Consider the following 17,664-nt stretch of genomic DNA (forward strand, 5'->3'; position numbering starts at 1 on the left):
GGGGAATACGTGTTGAATACAAAGGAGACAAGTAGATCCTGGGAAGGCGATTTTCAAGGGGAAAAGGCCATTTACCTTCGCTTTGGTTCCAGTGAGGCTGTTATGCTGCCGGAGATCGGTGGTAATCTGGTCGCTTATCGTGATCTTGAGCGGGGGCTTCGCTTCCTTCATGAACCCTCACCAGAAGAGATGGATTCATTCAAGGCAAGACCCATGATTCACGGGATCCCCGTTTTGTTTCCGCCAAATCGCTATGAGGACGGGCGGTTTGCCTGGAACGGGCAGACGCTTCATTTTCCGGTCAATGAGGAAACCACAGGCAATCATTTGCATGGATTTTTGTATAATACGCCCTGGGTTGTGGATGAGTATGGACATACCGAGAATGAAAGCCATGTCTCGGTGTCCATAACTGTTGATGAAACTCATCCGATATACGTATGCTTTCCTTTTCAATTCAGTATTACATTACGTTACTCGCTGAGCAGTGATGGACTCATGCAGCATGTCCGCATTCGCAATCATGGAAGCTCCAGCATGCCGTGCCTGATCGCTTTTCATACCTCAATTAATGCTCCCTTTAATCCGGGAGGATCGGCTCGTGATTACAAGCTCAAATTGACCATTGGAGACAGATGGGAATTGAATCAACGTATGCTGCCAACGACATGTTTTCAGCCCTTGATTCAGGAGGAAGAGCAGATGCGTGACTCCGGGGTATATCCGTTCTTTGCAGAAATGGATAATCACTACACTGCTGTACCGCAAAACGGGAGAAACCGGATGGAGCTTCAGGATACGAAGAACGGAATGGCACTCATCTACGATGTGGGAACTTCCTATAAACAATGGATGATCTGGAACAACAATGCGGAAGAAGGCTTTTTCTGTCCCGAACCTCAGATCAATCTCGTGAATGCACCAAATCTGGATATGCAGGCGGAAGAAGCTGGGTTATTTAGTTTGCAGCCGGGAGAAATTTGGGAAGAAACGAGCAGATTATATCTGCGTCATTCGTAAAATAAAAATAAAGGGAGCAGCCAGGACAGCTATTGCTGTGATCGCGCTGCTCCTTTTAAAACCATTGAAGGGAGTAACCTGTTTGAAAAAAAAGGGCAGCAACCGACATTTGTCGGCGGAGAATCTTCCTCGGGCATTATGCTGGCTTTAAAATAAAATAATGCCAGCGGCGCCGGCTGCAATGAGAATCAGCAGGGGATGAAGCTTGTATTTGAACAGGAGAAACAAACAAACTCCGCCAATAAGCAGTGTCGCGATCCATACCCAGTTTATGCCTGCGTTTTCCTCTGGATATCCAAAATGAATGGCAGCATAGATTATGAATCCTGTCGTTATGGGGCGCAAGCCATATAAAGATGACTTTAGCCATGAATTGTCGTTCAAGCGATAAAATAAGGCAGAGAGTACTACAATTACGACGAGTGAAGGCAATATCATACCTGCAGTAGAGACAGCGGCTCCGATATAACCTGCCGTCCGATAACCAACTAACGTCGCGGCATTGGTTGCGATCGAACCGGGTGCCATCCCGGCCAGCGCTACAGTTTGCTGGAATTCTGCGCTTGTCAGCCATCCTTTTTCCGTGACCTCGTGTTGAATGATCGGAATAACGGCATAACCGCCACCAAATGAAACAAGGCCTACACGTATAAACATCATGAACAGGTCCCAGTACATTTCAATCCGCTCCGATTCGTCTTTCTTAAATGTAATATTCCAGTTCCGGGTGGTTTCCGGTTACAGCTTCCTTTTCCATTTTCACTTGAAGCCCCAACCGCTTCTTTATCCGAATTACGGCTATACCGCATATCAATCCCGAAACAATCAGATAAAGGGGATGGATACCTGCAAATAACAGCACGGCTACGGTTGCAATAGCAGTTATCGCAGTTGTTGTATCTAGGATGGAATACCTGGCCGTCCGATAAGCTGCCATAATAATTAGTGCAATAATGCCACCGTTCATTCCTTTTAGAGCAGCTTCAACTTTGGGGTAGTTACGAAATAGGATGGCGAACGCGCTGATCAGGATTACAATTAAAAACGTGGGACATGTCACGCCGATGACGGCAGACACAGCTCCCGCAATTCCTGCCTTGCGATGACCGATTATCGCAGCGGCATTGACACCAACTCCTCCGGGAGCCGAGCCGGCAAGCGATATAAGCTCACCAATCTCGTCCTCTTGCATCCATTTTTTCTTGTTCACCACTTCGCGTTCGATGATGGGCAGCATCGCGTATCCGCCTCCAAAGGTGGAAGGACCGATGCAAAAGAAAGTCCAAAAAAGCTGGATCAGTAACATAAATTGTTCGTTCAGGTTCTTAATGCTACCCTTATCCTTTCCATCACGCATGATGAATTCGAGGCATCGGCATGGACTCCTTGCCAAGCTCAGCCCAGATATATTTGAGCAGAAGCTCAGACTTGAGCTCGGTGTACTCAGGTTCATTCCACAAGTTAAAACGTTCATCAGGATCCTGTTCAAGATCGAAAAGTTCACCATAGGTTTGATTGTAATAGACTGTGATTTTATACCGCTGTTCGACATATGTTTTTTGATGAATCGTCGTGGGTTCGTGTCGAAATTCGCAGAGAGCATGATTACGAACGGCTTCCTTGTCGCCCATCCACACTTTCTTCTGATCGATGCCCGTCATGGCATGCGGAATTGCAATGTTGCAAAAAGACAAGAAGGTAGGAGCCAGATCGACCAGCGATTGTATGGCATTTGATTTTTTCGCAGCAGGCACCTCACCAGGATATCTTACGATAAATGGGATTTTGATAAGATCTTCGTAATGGAATCCACCCTTGGCCTGAAGACCATGCTGCCCGAAGAAATGACCATGATCGGTTGTGAAAACGACGATCGTATCATCTGCAATGCCCAACTCATCCAGTTTATTGAGAATTTTGCCAATATATTTATCCATCATACTGATCATCCCGTAATACACACCGACCAGTTTTTTCTTGTCATACTCCGTTAACCGGGATTTGTCGCCGTATTCATAATAATGATGCGAGCGGTATCCGTGAATGCCAAAGCCGGTTTCAATCAGATGTTCAAAATTAGGGGTCTCCTCCTGGGTCAATGGGAAATGTGGCGGGTTACGATCATGCTCTCCAGGCGTTATCGACGGAATCGTCAGATCATCGGGATTGTACATCGAATCCCAAGGTTCCGGTACCAGATATTCCGGATGCGGGTCGAAGAAGCTGGCCCAAAGAAAGAAGGGGTCATCGGCATCGGTATATTGCTGCAACAGGGAATTGGTTCGCTCGGCGATCCAGGTGTTGTAGTGATATTTTTCAGGAATGGGCCATGTATACGTTACGGAAGGACCCATCGTTCCAGTTGGGGGAAGGAAGTAATCCCTCCAGTTGGTACATCCCTGTTCTTCCAGCCACAGCGCGTAATGCTGACCGACATGTGCTTCATTTGTATGGTTACGGGCCAGCTCAACGTGGTCAAATCCGTAAAACGGTCCGTGGAAATGTCTCCAGTACTCCAAATCCTGCAGGATGGGATAAGCTTCTACCGACGGGTAGGCTTCTGTGGATTTCAAAGGCTGAAAATGTGCTTTTCCCACCAGCGCGGTGCGGTAGCCTGCCTTATTGAAACTTTCCCCGACGGTATGACGGTCTTCAAGCAGTTTGGTGCCTAATGTCCAAGCTCCATGCTGACTGGGGTACATGCCTGTAATCATGGAAGCCCGGCTAGGAGTGCAGGTAGGGTTTGGGCAATATGCCCGATCGAACGTTGTTCCTTGCCGGGCAAGCCGGTCCAGATTGGGTGTTGAGATTTCAGACTGAAAGGCTCCGATCGTATTCCAGTGCTGCTGGTCGCTAGTGATTAGCAAAATGTTAGGTCTTTTCGTCAAGTGTAATCGCCTCCTAGTAGAATGATATTGAAAAAAACGAGTTATAAAAATAGCCCGGTGTTATATTTTTATTGTCATTTTGTTATGATCAAACAAAATAGGAGAAGGAGGGAACTCCCTACGATGCAGGAATATGAGTACGAGTATGCAGAATTCATCTACTATAAGCCGGGTTATTTGGATAAAGAGGAACACATCTGGCCAGTCCGGGCAGGGCGAAGTATAGCCAAATCCAATTACCGGGTTGGCCCCAAACGTATCGAGTGTTACAGTCTTCATTTTGTGCGTGAAGGTATGGTTAGGCTTGAGTTTGATGGCAAGCGAGTGGACCTGCAGAAGAATGATCTGTTTTGTCTGTTTCCCGGCAGAACCTATTACTATCACATGCTTCCCTCGGAATCTCCGCTGCAAATGAACTGGCTGGCATTGGATGGGAGGAAAGTCAAACCTTTATTGGAGCTGGCTGGTTTGACGCCCGAAAGTCCATTCGGCAAACAGATGTGTTCTCTACAGGTTGAGGAAAAGTCAGAACATCTGATTCATGCACTGGCAAGTGTGGAACGGTGGAAGCCAGCAGTATCGCTGGAGCTGCATGGGTTGGTATATGGATTGTTAGCCAGTCTTGTTCCAGACACGAGCTATGCACAACCTACAGAATTGGCCGGCTGGATTCATGAATGTATGGATTACATGGAATTGCATGCAACAGAGGGCATTTCCGTGCAACAGGTTGCCGACTTTGCGGGGGTTCATCGTTCCTACTTCTCTAACATGTTCACCACTCAGGTTGGGCTGCCTCCGTTAAAATTCATGCAGAGAATAAGAATGGACAAGGCCAAACAGCTTCTAAAGGATACGGATGCTACCGTTACGGAGATTGCTTTGTCGCTGGGTTATCCGAATCTATATTCATTTACCAGAGCATTCAAAATCTATTATAAAGTACCTCCAATCATGATGCGGAGAACCTCTAGCTGATCCTGAACATACCGATCGCAAGTACGGAGGACACTTACTTTTTTATTGGATCTTTAAAAAGGAGACTCCCATAATGAAACTCTCTACAATGCAGAGATGGATTTCACCGAAGCGCAGCATTCAGGGAAAAATTTTTATCGCTTTTATGGTTGTTACGCTAGTATCCATTATTTTGATTACGGTCATCGTTTATATGAGCATGCGTGAGACCATTACCCAAAATGCCATTACGTCGGTTTCGGACAGCATAAGGCAGGCAGATGAATCATTAAACATGATGCTGGAAGAGATCGACCGCCTGAATACGGTCGTGGTGACAAACAAAAACACAGTCATTGATACTTTGCTCAGTCCGAGTGAGGAGATCAGTTATGAGTGGTTTCAGGAGCAGAAGCGGATGGATGAATTTCTATCGTCTCTAATCGATTATAAAGCTTACATTTCACGGATAGCCGTTGTGGGTCTGAACGGAAAGGTGTTTTTCTCAGGAGGACCTTGGCTGGACAGGACCACCTTGGGTACGCCAATGATGAACTACATGCTGCAAAATGGATCAAAGCACGCATATTTCAGGCAAACAGGAGTGTCAGATGCCGTCACCATTGGTCGTGAGATTCGTTATAACCGTACATCCATTGGTATCGTTATGGTTGACCTGAATTATGAGTTTATCCAGAAAACATATGACGTGAGACCAACTACAGATAGCATGATCTATGTGCTGGACAAGAGAAATCAATTCATCTATGAAACCCGAGCGACCTCACCTGTTACTCCATCTTACCAGCAAATTAAGGAGATCAATCAGCAATTTAAAACGGATGGTGAAGCGGTCAGACGGTACATCGATGGAAAAGAATATATCGTTGTTTGCCGTCAATCCGACTATACTGGGTGGAGTACTATTTATTTGGTTCCGATGGATTCTCTTCTGACCGAATCGGTGAAACTGCGCAACCTGCTGGCAGAGGTGTCCATTATTGTGTTTGTCGTTGTTCTGATCGTTTCACTTCAAGTCTCTTCCCGAATAACCTTGAATATCCGGAAACTAAAATCACTGATGATGTTGGTGAAGGACGGAAATCTGACACTTCCACAAAATGAGATCAAAAGTGAGGATGAGACAGGACAACTGTACCATGTCTTTAACGGTATGGTGGAAGAATTGAAAGGTCTGCTCGAAGGAATCCGCGTCAGCGAGAAAGAGAAGCGGGAAGCTGAGCTTACTGCGCTCCAAGCACAAATCCATCCTCATTTTTTATACAATTCGCTCAATACGATCAAGGTTCTGGCCAGGATGAATGGAGTTCCGAACATTGAAGCGGTCTCGGGATCGTTGATTGAACTCATGCGAAGTGTCCTCGGTAATTCAAGCGAATTTCTTACGGTGCGTGAAGAATTGGCATATGTTGAGCACTACTTCTCCATTATGAAGTACAGATATATGAAGCCGATTCGTATGATTACCGAAATTGAGGATGACGCATTGCTGGATTGCAGGGTATTAAAGCTGATGCTGCAGCCCCTGGTCGAAAACGCAATTATTCATGGAATCGGACCACTCGAACAGGATGGATTCGTGTTGATAAGGGTGTATGAAGAAGGAAACAATCTCAAAATTGATGTGGTGGACAATGGAAAGGGGATCACGGAGGAGCAACGGGAGTATTTACTGAAAGGCACGGGTACTAACGGAGAAACATCACGTTTTAGTGGGATGGGTGTACGTAATGTACACGAACGAATCGTTCGAACGTATGGCGACTCGTATGGTGTCTATTTGTGCAGTGAACCGGGGGTGTACACTAAAGCTGAAATTCGGCTCCCCAAACAGGAGAAAAGTATGGAAAATACCAAACGAGAGGTGATATAAGCCATGTTTCAGGTGCTGCTCGTCGATGATGAACCGTTAGTACGCCATAATCTATGGACGTTATTGAATTGGGCTGACTATGGATTCGAATTATGCGGTCAGGCGCATAATGGGTTAATTGCTTTAACGATGATTGAGCAGTCACCACCGCATATTGTCATTATTGATGTCGATATGCCTGAAATGAACGGTGTGGAGCTCAACCGAGCAATTAATGAACGTTTTCCATGGATTAAGACCATTATGCTTAGCAGCTTTGACGATTATGACTATGTGCGGGATTGCCTGAACAATGGCTCCATTGATTATTTGCTCAAGCATCGATTGGACGAGTCAACACTGCTCAACATCCTGAATAAAGCCGTATCGGAAATGCAGCAGGAAGATCGGTTGCGTAAGAAACAGATCGCCGAGAGCACCATGGCCGAGAAAGTGAGTCCCGAGGTTATGCGCGATTATTTGCTGTATTTGCTCAAAAGAAAGACAAAAGCAACATACGGAGTTGAAGAATTTTCCCAGCAAGACAGTCTGTATCCGCATGCGTTCAGATATGCAGCTGCAGCTTTACAGATTGTTCCGTTCCTGTTGTTGACAGAGTCATACAGTGACGTGCAAACCAATGGACTGATTCAGCAGGTCGTGGATATGATGCAGCAGAGCCTGGGAGATATCCATGAGCGTACAGCGGTGTACGTAGAGGAAGGTCGATTTGTTATCGTATTTTCTTTCAAGGAACGTAGCGAGCACATCATGCAGCGTGAGGTAGACGGACAACTGCGGAAGATTCAGCATGCATTGGAATTGTTCCTGAATTTGCAAAGTGTAACCGCAGTAGGACCTATATGCACCAGTCTGTCACAGTTGGCATCCAGCTACTGTTCAGCCGAATACGAACTCGATGGATCTTCGTCTGTGAAAACGATCAGAAGTCATACCGCCCAAGTTAAAATCCCATGTTCGGACAAGCATACATCGGACAAAAATTCAGATGAAGTCCATCAACGTCAGCGCGTTTCTCTGACAATCGAGGAGCATAAGCAGCTTCTGTTATCTATAGAAAGGTTTGACAAGCAAGGCGTGCACCAATTGATTTCCTCCATTATTGCTTCGATAGAACACCTGCCTATTCATTCACATACGGTTCAGATGATTGTTAGCGAGCTCATGCAAACAGGGGATAAAGCATGGAAGAGCTACTTGCCTTCCACAGATCCAGCGATAGCTAATCTGCCTTCAAGAAGCGAGCTTGGGCGCATGAAAAATATTAGAGAACTGGAGCAAGGCCTGCAATCCTTCTTCTCCAGTCTGTTTCATTTACTCAATCAGCATCGTGTAATCGGTTCCTATTCTCGCCATGTCACGCAGACGATCCAATTCATTCTGGAAAGGTACTCCGGTTATGTAACATTGGAGCTTGCCGCAAGCGTAATCGGCCTGAATGCCTCCTATTTAAGCAGAATATTCAAGGAAGAGACACAGCGAACTTTCTCGGAATATCTGAATCAAGTTCGGATTGATGCAGGGTGCAAGCTGCTGGACAGCGGCCAATATTCAATCAAAGAAATAAGCGTACAAGTGGGATTTACGACGCACAACTATTTTTTTAAAGTGTTCAAAGAAATAACGGGTTTGACACCCCAAGCGTATTTGAGTAATCCGGAAAAAAGGAAGAACGAATCTAAGCTCTCGTCTTTGCACATGGGAAACTAGGACGATAAGTGAACTTCAAACTCGTAAAATATGTGGAGTAAAGGGTCATATTATTGTAATTACCTTCCATTCCTAGTGAATTATAATGAGCACACACCGACTGTGAAGCGCTTACAAAATACGTTGGTGATGAAGAATTGTGGGGGGCACAACTTTATGCGAAAACACTGGGGAAGAAACATGATCATGATGATGATCGCTTCCAGTTTGATGGTGGCAGGATGCAGTTCTGGTGGAACAACTAACGAATCTTCACCAGAGGTTTCGAAAAACGAAGTTCATGCGACCGGGTTTCCGATTGTGGACCAGCCAGTTAATCTCAAGATGTTTACCCGAATTGCACCTGTAAATGGCCCTTTCAAGGAGATGCCAGTTTTTCAGGATTACGAGAAATTAAGCCAAGTGAAAGTGGATTTTATTGAAGCTCAGACAGATGGTTTCCAAGAGAAAAAAAATCTGTTGTTTGCTTCAAATGAGCTGCCGGATGCCTTGTTCCGTTCAGGCATTTCCCCGCTTGAAGCCATCCGCTATGGCTCTGCCGGCCAATTGATCCCACTGGAAGGTCTTATCGATGAATATGCTCCGAATTTGAAAAAATTAATGGATCAATATCCCGAAATTCGCTCAGGCATTACTACACCAGAGGGCCACATTTATGCGATTCCGGGAATTGTTACGCTAAGTGCGGCGCGTACAGATAAGAAATGGATCAATCAGATGTGGCTTGACAAGCTGAATCTGGAAGTGCCGGAAACTACAGAGGAACTGTACAACGTGTTGCTTGCCTTCCGTGATGGTGATCCGAATGGAAACGGCAAACAGGATGAACTTCCGATGACTGCCCGCGTGGGATTGGCTGTTGTAAGCGCGATGAGCGGCTCATTCGGATTGGATTCACAGCTCGGATATAACATCAATATTGAAAATGACAAAGTAAGTGTTTGGATGGGCAGTGACCAGAATAAAGAAATGCTGATGTATTTAAATAAGCTGTACAAGGAAAAGCTGCTGGACCAGGAAATATTTTCTCACACGGAAGCGCAGTATCTGGCCAAGCAGGGATCGGGAAATACAGGTTTTTTCTTTGACCAGACAAACAATAACTTTCTGTCGATACAGGACCAATATACCGGTATCGCCCCACTGGAAGGCCCCCAAGGTGACCGGTTGCAGAGTCAGGCACTGCCGATTGCCAGAGATTTTGGAGCTTTTGCAATCACATCCGTTAATAAATATCCGGAAGTGACGATGCGCTGGATTGATTATTTCTACAGTGACGAGGGTTCTACCCTGCTCCGATTCGGAAGAGAAGGCGAGCATTACGAGATGAAGGACGGTATTCCTTACTATAAAGAGGACTTCTTGAAAGAAATCAGTAACCAGGCCAAAATTACGCCTTATGCCGGCGGAGGCGCGCCACATCTGATCAGTGAACAGGTGGCTTCCTTTATCAATCCACCTCAGGTGCAGGAGGCGCAGCAAAAGCTCGATCCGTTTATGCCAAAAGTCCGCTATGCAGCTCCGATGTTTGATGAGCAAACTGCCCAGGAAGTCAATATTCTGCGAAATGATATTGATAAATATTACGAAGAACAGAGTACAAAATTTATTGTGGGTGCAATCGGTTTTGACAAGTGGGAGCAATTCCAGACCACGCTCAAAAAGATGAGAGTTGAGGAACTGGAGAAGTTGTATCAGGATGCCTTTGACAAGATGCAGAAATAATGCTGAAACATCATGGATGAGGAGCAATTGCCTATGAAAAGCGTCAAAACCGATACAACGATGACGATGCCACGAAGCCATCAAAAAAAGAGTTCAGGCGTGTTAAGGCAAATGGGTAAAAGATTGGACCTGTACCTTATGCTGCTTCTGCCAGTCACTTGGTATGTGGTATTCCATTATGCCCCGTTGTATGGACTGCAAATTGCGTTCAAAAACTTCAATCCGGCTAAAGGGATTCTTGGCAGCAGCTGGGAAGGCTTTGGCCACTTCGAACGATTCTTTGATTCCTATTATTTCTGGAGACTTCTATGGAATACATTATCGATTAACTTGTTCTCCTTATTAATTGCTTTTCCGATTCCGATTCTGCTAGCACTAATTATTAACGAAATTCGCAATAAAACCTTCAGCAAGTGGCTGCAAAATATTACGTATATTCCCCACTTTATTTCAGTGGTCGTTATCGTTGGCATACTGAATGTGTTTCTCTCGCCTCATACGGGTCCAGTCAATCTGTTGATTGAGGCTTTCGGAGGTACACCGATCCGTTTTCTTGAGGAAGCTGGTTGGTTTAAAACCATTTTTATCAGTTCGAATATATGGCAGAACATGGGCTGGCAATCTATTATCTATATTGCAGCCTTGAGCGGAGTGAACCCGCATCTGTATGAAGCGGCCAAGATGGATGGAGCATCAAGGCTGCGGCGCATTTGGCATATTTCGCTACCCGGCATCGCTCCGGTCGTCATCATTTTGCTCATTTTGGATATCGGTCATTTCATGAACATAGGGTTTGAGAAAATTTTGCTGATGCAAAACAATCTCAATTTGGAATCCAGTGACGTCATTTCAACGTTTGTTTATACGACAGGCATCCTCAAGGGAGAATACAGCTATACAGCTGCGATCGGGCTTTTTAATTCAATCATTAATCTGCTGTTACTTTTACTGGTCAATCGGATTGCGCGAAAGACGTCTGAGACGAGCTTATGGTAAAGGAGGGCAAGATCCCATGTCCAAACAGCCGACATTGCAAGCCAGTTCCAATGAACGGATTTTCGATGTAATCATCTACATCATAGCCTCAATCATTATCATCGCTGTGCTATATCCGTTGATTTTTATCGTGAGTGCTTCATTCAGTGATCCCACGAAAGTATTGAACGGAGAAGTCTGGTTATTGCCCAAAGGACTGACGTTGGACGCCTACACGAACATTTTGCACAACGAGAAGATTTGGCTTGGGTATCGCAATACGATATTTTATACGGTCGTGGGCACTGTGATTAACATTATCATGACCGTGTTGGCCGCATACCCTCTTTCCAGACCTGACCTTCCTGGACGTAATGTAATCATGGTGTTTATCACACTAACGATGTTTTTCAGTGGCGGATTAATTCCAACCTATCTATTGGTCAAAAATCTGGGCATGGTGGATACGATGTGGGCTCTGATCATTCCTGGCGCGATCGCAACGTACAATCTGATTGTGATGAGAACGTATTTTCAGTCGAGTATTCCCTGGGAGCTGCAAGAAGCTGCCCACATGGATGGGTGCTCCAATTGGCGGCTGCTACTGAGCATTATTCTGCCTTTGTCCAAGCCGATTCTGGCCGTGATGGTACTGTTCTATGCTGTAGGACACTGGAATTCATTTTTTAATGCACTCATCTATATTCGTAACGAGAATTTGCATCCGCTTCAGTTGGTACTGCGCGAAATTCTGCTGATCAGCCAATCCGATGCCGTGGACGGCAGCCTTGGATTGGAGGATAAAATCCTGCTCGCGGAGAGCATCAAATATGCGGTGATTATCGTCTCCAGTTTGCCTGTACTGTTGATGTATCCTTTTGTGCAGCGGCATTTTGTTAAAGGGGTCATGATTGGATCGATTAAAGGTTAAATTCAGATCAACCACAATGATGGAGGACTTATGTTGAAATCAAACGCCAGAATTAGTATAGATTGTAGTCGTGTAAGCGAGCATACGGTCAACCCTTATTTGTTTGGGCATTTTGTGGAAGACATCCGGGACCATATGGAGGCGATGCTTGCCTTTCCATTGAAGGATATGGATTTTGAAAGCGAGGCTGAATTAGGCACTTCTGTATCAGGAAGCTGGTACGCTTACACCAATGGGAGAAATACGCAATATGCGATGGAGGCTCCAGCCCACAGACATTCGGGCCGTGCTCAGCGTATTCGTATCTTTAGTGATGATGAAGCGTACGCTGGAATTGCACAAAGATCCGCTTTGAAAGGGCCCATGGATTACACCGTACGTATAGTTGCGCGAGCTTCCATCGAACTACAATATTTGATGGTCGAAGCGGTTGATAGACGAACGGAAGAATTACTTGGTCAGTTGAAAGTCGAATTGGACAGCCATAACTGGCGGGATTATGAAGGACGGCTGACGATTAAACGAGCTTGCCCCGATGCAGAAATTCGGGTATATATTCCGGCAGAGCATCCGAGATGGATCGATCATGTCTCCACAGGAATGCTCTGGCTGGACCATGTGTCTTTATTGCCAGTGGATCATATTGCTCTGGTAAAACGCGAAGTAGTAGAGATGACCAGAGCGCTAAACGCAGGCATGATGAGACTTGCAGGAAACTATATTAGCGCCTATCACTGGGAGCATGGCATCGGACCAGTTCTGGAGAGACCCGTCATGTACAACGAGGCATGGGGAGGATGGACCAGCAAATATTTCGGAACGGATGAATTTATCCGCTTTTGCCATGAACTGCAGGTAGAACCTCTAATTTGTGTGAACGATGGCTCGGGTACACCTGAAGAGGCCGCCCAATGGATTGAATATTGTAATGGAAGTGTAGATACCCCAATGGGAGCCCTTCGGGCGAAGAATGGATCGCCAGAACCATATCATGTCAAGTATTGGGAGATCGGCAACGAGGTTTGGGGGCAATGGCAAGTGGGTGCCTGCTCTGCGGAGCAATTTGCGGAGAGGACCGTACAGTTTGCCAAAAGGATGAAGGAAGCAGATGATTCCATTGTGCTGCTGGCTTGTGGACATTATGAACAGGATTGGAATAAAACCGTGCTTGCTCTCGCCGGGGAACATATCGATTATCTAACGTTACATTTGTATCATGGCTACGGTCCCTTTGGCATGAATCGAGATACGCCGGCTGAGGATCGGTATAAAGCGATGGCGAGTTACCCCGAGTGGACTCGGCACTATATCCGCCAGACAACGGAGGTCATCCATTCCGACATCAAACATCAGCATGTGAAGCTGGCCATCACTGAATATAACACAATGTATTATCCAAACACCGTACGAAAAGGGTTCCCAGACGAACACACCCTTGGGGCCGCCGTCGCGAATGCAGCCAATCTGAATGAGATGATTCGCTGCAGCGATAGTGTACACATCGGCAGTTTCTCTGACTTGGTCAATGGTTGGCTCGGGGGATGCATCCGTGTCGGGGATTTCTATGCCGATCAATATCGGGGCAAGCAGGCTGGATGGAGTGGACACCCACTCACGATTTATGGAACTCCAACCTATGAAGTACTAAAGCTTTACGCGAATCGGGATATTCGTTATATTCTACCCGTAGAAGCTGAATGTGGAACATTCTCTGTAACTTCAAACCAAAAAACGCCTGTAGAGCTGGACGCACTCCCCGATCTGGATGTTGTAGCCGGAACGAATGATGATTGCAGCAGGGTCACCTTGTTTATTGTGAACCGAAGCTTGGAAGAGGTACGGGTTGAGCTGGATTTACAATCTTTTGATGCGAGCGAAGTGGGGACCTTATATGAGATTACCAGCGATTCGCACAATAATATCAACTCCGTGTTTCAACCAGATCATATCAATTGCACAGAAGGTATTGTTCTGACCGAGGATTGGAAGCGGGGTTACGTATTACGTCCTTCATCTATCTATGTACTGGAGTGTGGAAAGGCAGATCAATTCAATCAACATCCTGTCCTGTAGACAAATAGGGTATCAGAACTTGTATCTAAGTTCTGATACCCTATTATCTGTTCTATGGTGTCAAGGCACCCATCATCTAATACTTGGTTCATGAAAGCAGGCATTTTAAATAGTTGCTTGCGTTCGCTTATACAAAACGGGTATTGCCACGGCTATAAGGATCATCCCCATAATCGCGGGTGCAGCATGACCAAGTGATACATAGATTTGACCTCCAATGATAGGACCAATCATTCTTGCTAAAGCCTGAATAGATTGGCTACCCCCTTGAATCCTGCCTTGTTCACTAGAATCGACAGATTTGGAGAGCATGCCATTGAAGGACGGCCCAAAGATCGAATCACCAAAACCAAAGATAAACATGCCAACGATAAAGAGAGGATAGAAAGAGAACAAAGTAGACAGAGCAATGAGACTGTAGCCTATAATCTCTGAAATCATTCCAAGAATGGCGATCTGTTTATCACTAAGTCTTTTCAAAAGCTTGGGCATGATGAAACCTTGTGAGATGATATCCTGGACACCCATAATCGAGAACATAAGTCCGATGATTGCAGGCTTCCAATTGAAAGTATCCATTGAAAATTGGGAGAAAACAGCCTGTAAAGATCCGTTGGGTATCCAAAGTAAGAACGCTGAGATCAGTAGTCTGTTTAAGTTTTTCATGGAAAGCAGGTTTGCAAGCTGTATGAATGGATTAAGTCTTACAAGCGTAATTTCGTTCAGTCTATTTTTCTTGTCAAGACTCTCAGGCATAAAAAAGAATCCATATATAACATTAACCAAAGTGATGATTGCTCCAAAATACATGGGTGCAGAATAATCAATCTTGGCGAGTAATCCTCCAACAGTCGGGCCAATGACGGTGCCAACACCCACAACCGCACTCACCCATCCAAAGTATTTGGTTCTCTGTTCGGATGGGATGATATCCGCAAAATATGCAAAAATTGTGCCTATACTTCCGCCTGTTATCCCCTCGATTATGCGCCCCGTAAAGAGTACCCATAGTGCTCCACCTATACCAAAAACTAAGTACCCGATTGCGGAACCCAAAAGGCATACCAAGAGTAATGGACGACGACCATATTTGTCGCTGAGAGCACCAAGTACGGGGGATGCAAAAAATACGCAGAAAGCATACACAGAGGTCAACAGCGTAACAACAATAGCTTGTTCTCCCGGACGGCTTATATAAGGCTGTACTAAGAAAGGGACGACAGGCGCTATGATACTGAAGCCTATTCCACAAAGAAACACAGAGACAAGACCAAATAATAAAGCATGTTTGTCTATAGTTTGTTCTATTTTCTGTTCTGTGTTCTGTTTATGGTGTGATCGTGATCGAAATTTAAACATTAAATTCTCCCCTCGAGAGTTGTGTTTTTATTTCCTTGGAAACATTAATATCGTACAGCTACTTTGTTTCCCTGTCAACAAAATGATGGGGATAAAAAAAACAACCTGCCCTCAATAGAGCCTGGCTGCTTTCCGTTTTACTTTCATTATTCAAATTTATTCGGACTTGATATCTTCACCCCGTTTCTTGATCTCTGCATCCAAATGCTGACTATACTTGTCTACGAAATTAAGCATACTATCGAATTGTTCCTCGCTTACCTGTTCAAATACGGCTTTATCTCGCTCATGAAACTCGTTGTGCAAATCCTCATGGATTTGATAAATGACTTTCCCTTTCTCCGTTAGTCTAAAATAGATCTCTTTCTTATTATCCGACTTCTGGTAGCTTTCAATAAGGCCTCTTTCTATGAGCTTCTTCGTTAATTTACTTATCGCACCGCGAGTCATATAAAAAGACTCCGCAAGTTTTGTTACATTGGAATCTGCATTCTTTTCAATATATTCGATGCAATGTACCTCAGAGGGCTTATAACCCTTAAGACTTTCTTCCATCTTATCTTTATTAAGCCAAACCAGCTTGTTATATAAATCCCTGAAACCCAATAGGACCTGTTCTTCTTTGTTCATGGACTATCCTCCCACCCGTTGGTGCATTACCCTATTATATTAAATTTTGGTTTCCAGTACAAAAGCCTTTCTGACAGCTGCATAATTCTAGGCGAAATTTCTGAATAAACTTTTTTCTTAACGACATACTACTTCAAAAGAGGTGGTAAAATTTGCAGCGATTCCATGAACTAGACCTTCACGACATCGAAAAGCAACTCTCTGAACATTTCAAAAAAAGCTCTGATTTCTTAAGCAAGAACGTGGTTATTGCCGATCAGGAATTCAGAGCGTATTACATGGAGACCCTTGTCGATTTTCCGACAACCCTGTCTTCAATTAACCATGCAGCGAGTGGCAATGAGAACGGATCATTTCAAAATATGTTCAGTCCATTTGAAGAAGAAGCCTCCATGTCATTAGATGAGATATGTGATCATATTTTGCATGGAAAGCTTGTTTTGTTCAGCACTGAGGGGATGGCAGCTGTCATGGAACCGGAGCATACTGACATTTCGCGATCTGTCAGTGCACCGGAGAGTGAGAATCCCCTTCAATCTGCATACGATGCGTTTACAGAAGATATTAATAAAAACATCGGTTTGCTGCGTAAAAAGTTGATTTCCGATGATTTGGTTATTGAAAGACGAGAAACAGGAACTCGTTCTACCAAGAAAATTGCCATGGTATATCTGGAGGGAGTTGCCCAAGCCAAGGTCATCGCGTCTATTCGAGATATGCTGGAACAAAATAAGGACAAGGAATTGACTACGGTAAGGGACCTGATGAGTATATTGGGTCATCCAAAATTCTCAATAACCCCAACGTATATCTCTTCGGAGCTGCCGGGAGAGATGATACAGAATTTAATGAACGGAAAAGTGGTTATATTGATTGACCAATTTTCGTTTGCCTTTGCTTTTCCGGCCATCATATCAGATCTATGGTCAACAACATTGGATGTCAACTACCCGTATTTGTTTCAAGTTTTTTTACGAACCGTACGGGCAATTGGTGCACTACTTGCCATTACACTTCCAGGTCTGTATATCGTGCTGAATTCGGTAAACCCGGAATTGTTGCGAATACAACTTGCCATAACGGTAGCCAAGAGCAGAGAAGGGGTTCCGTATCCTTCGTTGATCGAAATGCTGCTGGTTATGCTGCTTCTCGAGATGATTATTGAAGCTACGATTCGACTCCCCAAAAACATCGGACCTACGATAACGATGATTGGCGGTATTCTGTTGGGACAAGCAATCGTCCAGGCTAAACTCGTCAGTAATCTATTAATTATTATTCTTGTTGCCTCGGCAATTGCCAATTTTGTGCTGGCGGGTTATATGAATACGACGGGCACACGAATGTATAAATACGTTGTCATGCTCATCAGTTCCTTTTTTGGAATATGGGGTCTTGAGGCTGCGATGATTTGGATTATACTGTACTTTGCCTCGTTGAGCACATGCTCCGTTCCCTACTTAAGTTTAAGTGTGAAAGGAAAGGCTTCAGATGAATAAAGC

Annotated in this window: 14 protein-coding genes; 9 read left to right on the top strand and 5 right to left on the bottom strand. The window is 44.8% G+C overall.

From position 1 onward, the window contains the following. Positions 1-9: 9 nt before the first annotated feature. Positions 10-1,020: an aldose 1-epimerase gene (locus MHB49_RS15620; RefSeq protein WP_405156772.1), complete on the top strand. Its 1,011-nt coding sequence runs from the start codon at positions 10-12 to the stop codon at positions 1,018-1,020. 147 nt (positions 1,021-1,167) lie between these two features. Here MHB49_RS15620 and MHB49_RS15625 read toward each other — a convergent pair whose 3' ends face one another. From MHB49_RS15625 to MHB49_RS15635, 3 genes are read right to left on the bottom strand one after another with little or no spacing between them, the layout of a single operon-like run. Next, positions 1,168-1,698: a chromate transporter gene (locus tag MHB49_RS15625; RefSeq protein WP_405156773.1), complete on the bottom strand. Its 531-nt coding sequence runs from the start codon at positions 1,696-1,698 to the stop codon at positions 1,168-1,170. A gap of 25 nt (positions 1,699-1,723) precedes the next feature. Continuing rightward, positions 1,724-2,377 (bottom strand): chromate transporter, encoded by a 654-nt coding sequence (locus MHB49_RS15630; protein ID WP_405156774.1) that lies wholly within the window; start codon positions 2,375-2,377, stop codon positions 1,724-1,726. After that, the gene (locus MHB49_RS15635; RefSeq protein ID WP_405156775.1) at positions 2,370-3,908 is read right to left on the bottom strand and encodes a sulfatase; all 1,539 of its coding nucleotides are present in this window, start codon (positions 3,906-3,908) and stop codon (positions 2,370-2,372) included. The genes MHB49_RS15630 and MHB49_RS15635 overlap by 8 nt, the downstream gene beginning before the upstream one ends. A gap of 123 nt (positions 3,909-4,031) precedes the next feature. Here MHB49_RS15635 and MHB49_RS15640 point away from each other — a divergent pair, with 123 nt between their 5' ends. The 7 genes from MHB49_RS15640 (at position 4,032) to MHB49_RS15670 (ending at position 14,173) form a co-directional block, all read left to right on the top strand. Then, the gene (locus tag MHB49_RS15640; protein WP_405156776.1) at positions 4,032-4,886 is read left to right on the top strand and encodes an AraC family transcriptional regulator; all 855 of its coding nucleotides are present in this window, start codon (positions 4,032-4,034) and stop codon (positions 4,884-4,886) included. Between the two features lie 73 nt (positions 4,887-4,959). Continuing rightward, positions 4,960-6,759, top strand: coding sequence for a sensor histidine kinase (locus MHB49_RS15645; RefSeq protein WP_405156777.1), 1,800 nt, complete (start codon positions 4,960-4,962; stop codon positions 6,757-6,759). A gap of 3 nt (positions 6,760-6,762) precedes the next feature. Beyond that, positions 6,763-8,469, top strand: a complete 1,707-nt coding sequence (locus tag MHB49_RS15650) for a response regulator (RefSeq protein ID WP_405156778.1) — start codon at positions 6,763-6,765, stop codon at positions 8,467-8,469. 156 nt (positions 8,470-8,625) lie between these two features. Beyond that, the gene (locus MHB49_RS15655; protein ID WP_405156779.1) at positions 8,626-10,194 is read left to right on the top strand and encodes an extracellular solute-binding protein; all 1,569 of its coding nucleotides are present in this window, start codon (positions 8,626-8,628) and stop codon (positions 10,192-10,194) included. Between the two features lie 33 nt (positions 10,195-10,227). Then, entirely contained in the window at positions 10,228-11,190 is a 963-nt protein-coding gene (locus tag MHB49_RS15660; protein WP_405156780.1) for an ABC transporter permease, read from the top strand. A 16-nt stretch (positions 11,191-11,206) separates the two neighbouring features. After that, the gene (locus MHB49_RS15665; protein WP_247902751.1) at positions 11,207-12,100 is read left to right on the top strand and encodes a carbohydrate ABC transporter permease; all 894 of its coding nucleotides are present in this window, start codon (positions 11,207-11,209) and stop codon (positions 12,098-12,100) included. 33 nt (positions 12,101-12,133) lie between these two features. Next, on the top strand, positions 12,134-14,173 hold the full coding sequence (locus MHB49_RS15670; RefSeq protein WP_405157149.1) for an alpha-L-arabinofuranosidase C-terminal domain-containing protein: 2,040 nt from the start codon (positions 12,134-12,136) through the stop codon (positions 14,171-14,173). A gap of 105 nt (positions 14,174-14,278) precedes the next feature. On the opposite strand, the gene MHB49_RS15675 is transcribed toward MHB49_RS15670, so the two are convergent. Together MHB49_RS15675 and MHB49_RS15680 are read right to left on the bottom strand one after the other, a co-directional pair. Next, a complete protein-coding gene (locus tag MHB49_RS15675; RefSeq protein ID WP_405156781.1) occupies positions 14,279-15,532 on the bottom strand; it encodes an MFS transporter in 1,254 nt (417 codons plus the stop codon). Positions 15,533-15,688: 156 nt separating this feature from the next. After that, positions 15,689-16,162, bottom strand: a complete 474-nt coding sequence (locus MHB49_RS15680) for a MarR family winged helix-turn-helix transcriptional regulator (RefSeq protein WP_405156782.1) — start codon at positions 16,160-16,162, stop codon at positions 15,689-15,691. 152 nt (positions 16,163-16,314) lie between these two features. On the opposite strand from MHB49_RS15680, the gene MHB49_RS15685 reads away from it, so the two are divergent. Further along, positions 16,315-17,661 (top strand): spore germination protein, encoded by a 1,347-nt coding sequence (locus tag MHB49_RS15685; protein WP_405156783.1) that lies wholly within the window; start codon positions 16,315-16,317, stop codon positions 17,659-17,661. Positions 17,662-17,664 lie beyond the last annotated feature (3 nt).

This window comes from Paenibacillus sp. FSL K6-0108 (genome assembly GCF_045040695.1).
Lineage (GTDB): Bacteria > Bacillota > Bacilli > Paenibacillales > Paenibacillaceae > Paenibacillus > Paenibacillus pabuli_B.

Excerpts from the sequence above, each read along its gene's own strand:
- MHB49_RS15625 (WP_405156773.1), bottom strand. The coding sequence starts at position 1,698 with ATGTACTGGGACCTGTTCATGATGTTTATACGTGTAGGCCTTGTTTCA.
- MHB49_RS15630 (WP_405156774.1), bottom strand. The coding sequence starts at position 2,377 with ATGCGTGATGGAAAGGATAAGGGTAGCATTAAGAACCTGAACGAACAA.
- MHB49_RS15640 (WP_405156776.1), top strand. The coding sequence starts at position 4,032 with ATGCAGGAATATGAGTACGAGTATGCAGAATTCATCTACTATAAGCCG.
- MHB49_RS15645 (WP_405156777.1), top strand. The coding sequence starts at position 4,960 with ATGAAACTCTCTACAATGCAGAGATGGATTTCACCGAAGCGCAGCATT.
- MHB49_RS15650 (WP_405156778.1), top strand. The coding sequence starts at position 6,763 with ATGTTTCAGGTGCTGCTCGTCGATGATGAACCGTTAGTACGCCATAAT.
- MHB49_RS15655 (WP_405156779.1), top strand. The coding sequence starts at position 8,626 with ATGCGAAAACACTGGGGAAGAAACATGATCATGATGATGATCGCTTCC.
- MHB49_RS15660 (WP_405156780.1), top strand. The coding sequence starts at position 10,228 with ATGAAAAGCGTCAAAACCGATACAACGATGACGATGCCACGAAGCCAT.
- MHB49_RS15665 (WP_247902751.1), top strand. The coding sequence starts at position 11,207 with ATGTCCAAACAGCCGACATTGCAAGCCAGTTCCAATGAACGGATTTTC.
- MHB49_RS15675 (WP_405156781.1), bottom strand. The coding sequence starts at position 15,532 with ATGTTTAAATTTCGATCACGATCACACCATAAACAGAACACAGAACAG.
- MHB49_RS15680 (WP_405156782.1), bottom strand. The coding sequence starts at position 16,162 with ATGAACAAAGAAGAACAGGTCCTATTGGGTTTCAGGGATTTATATAAC.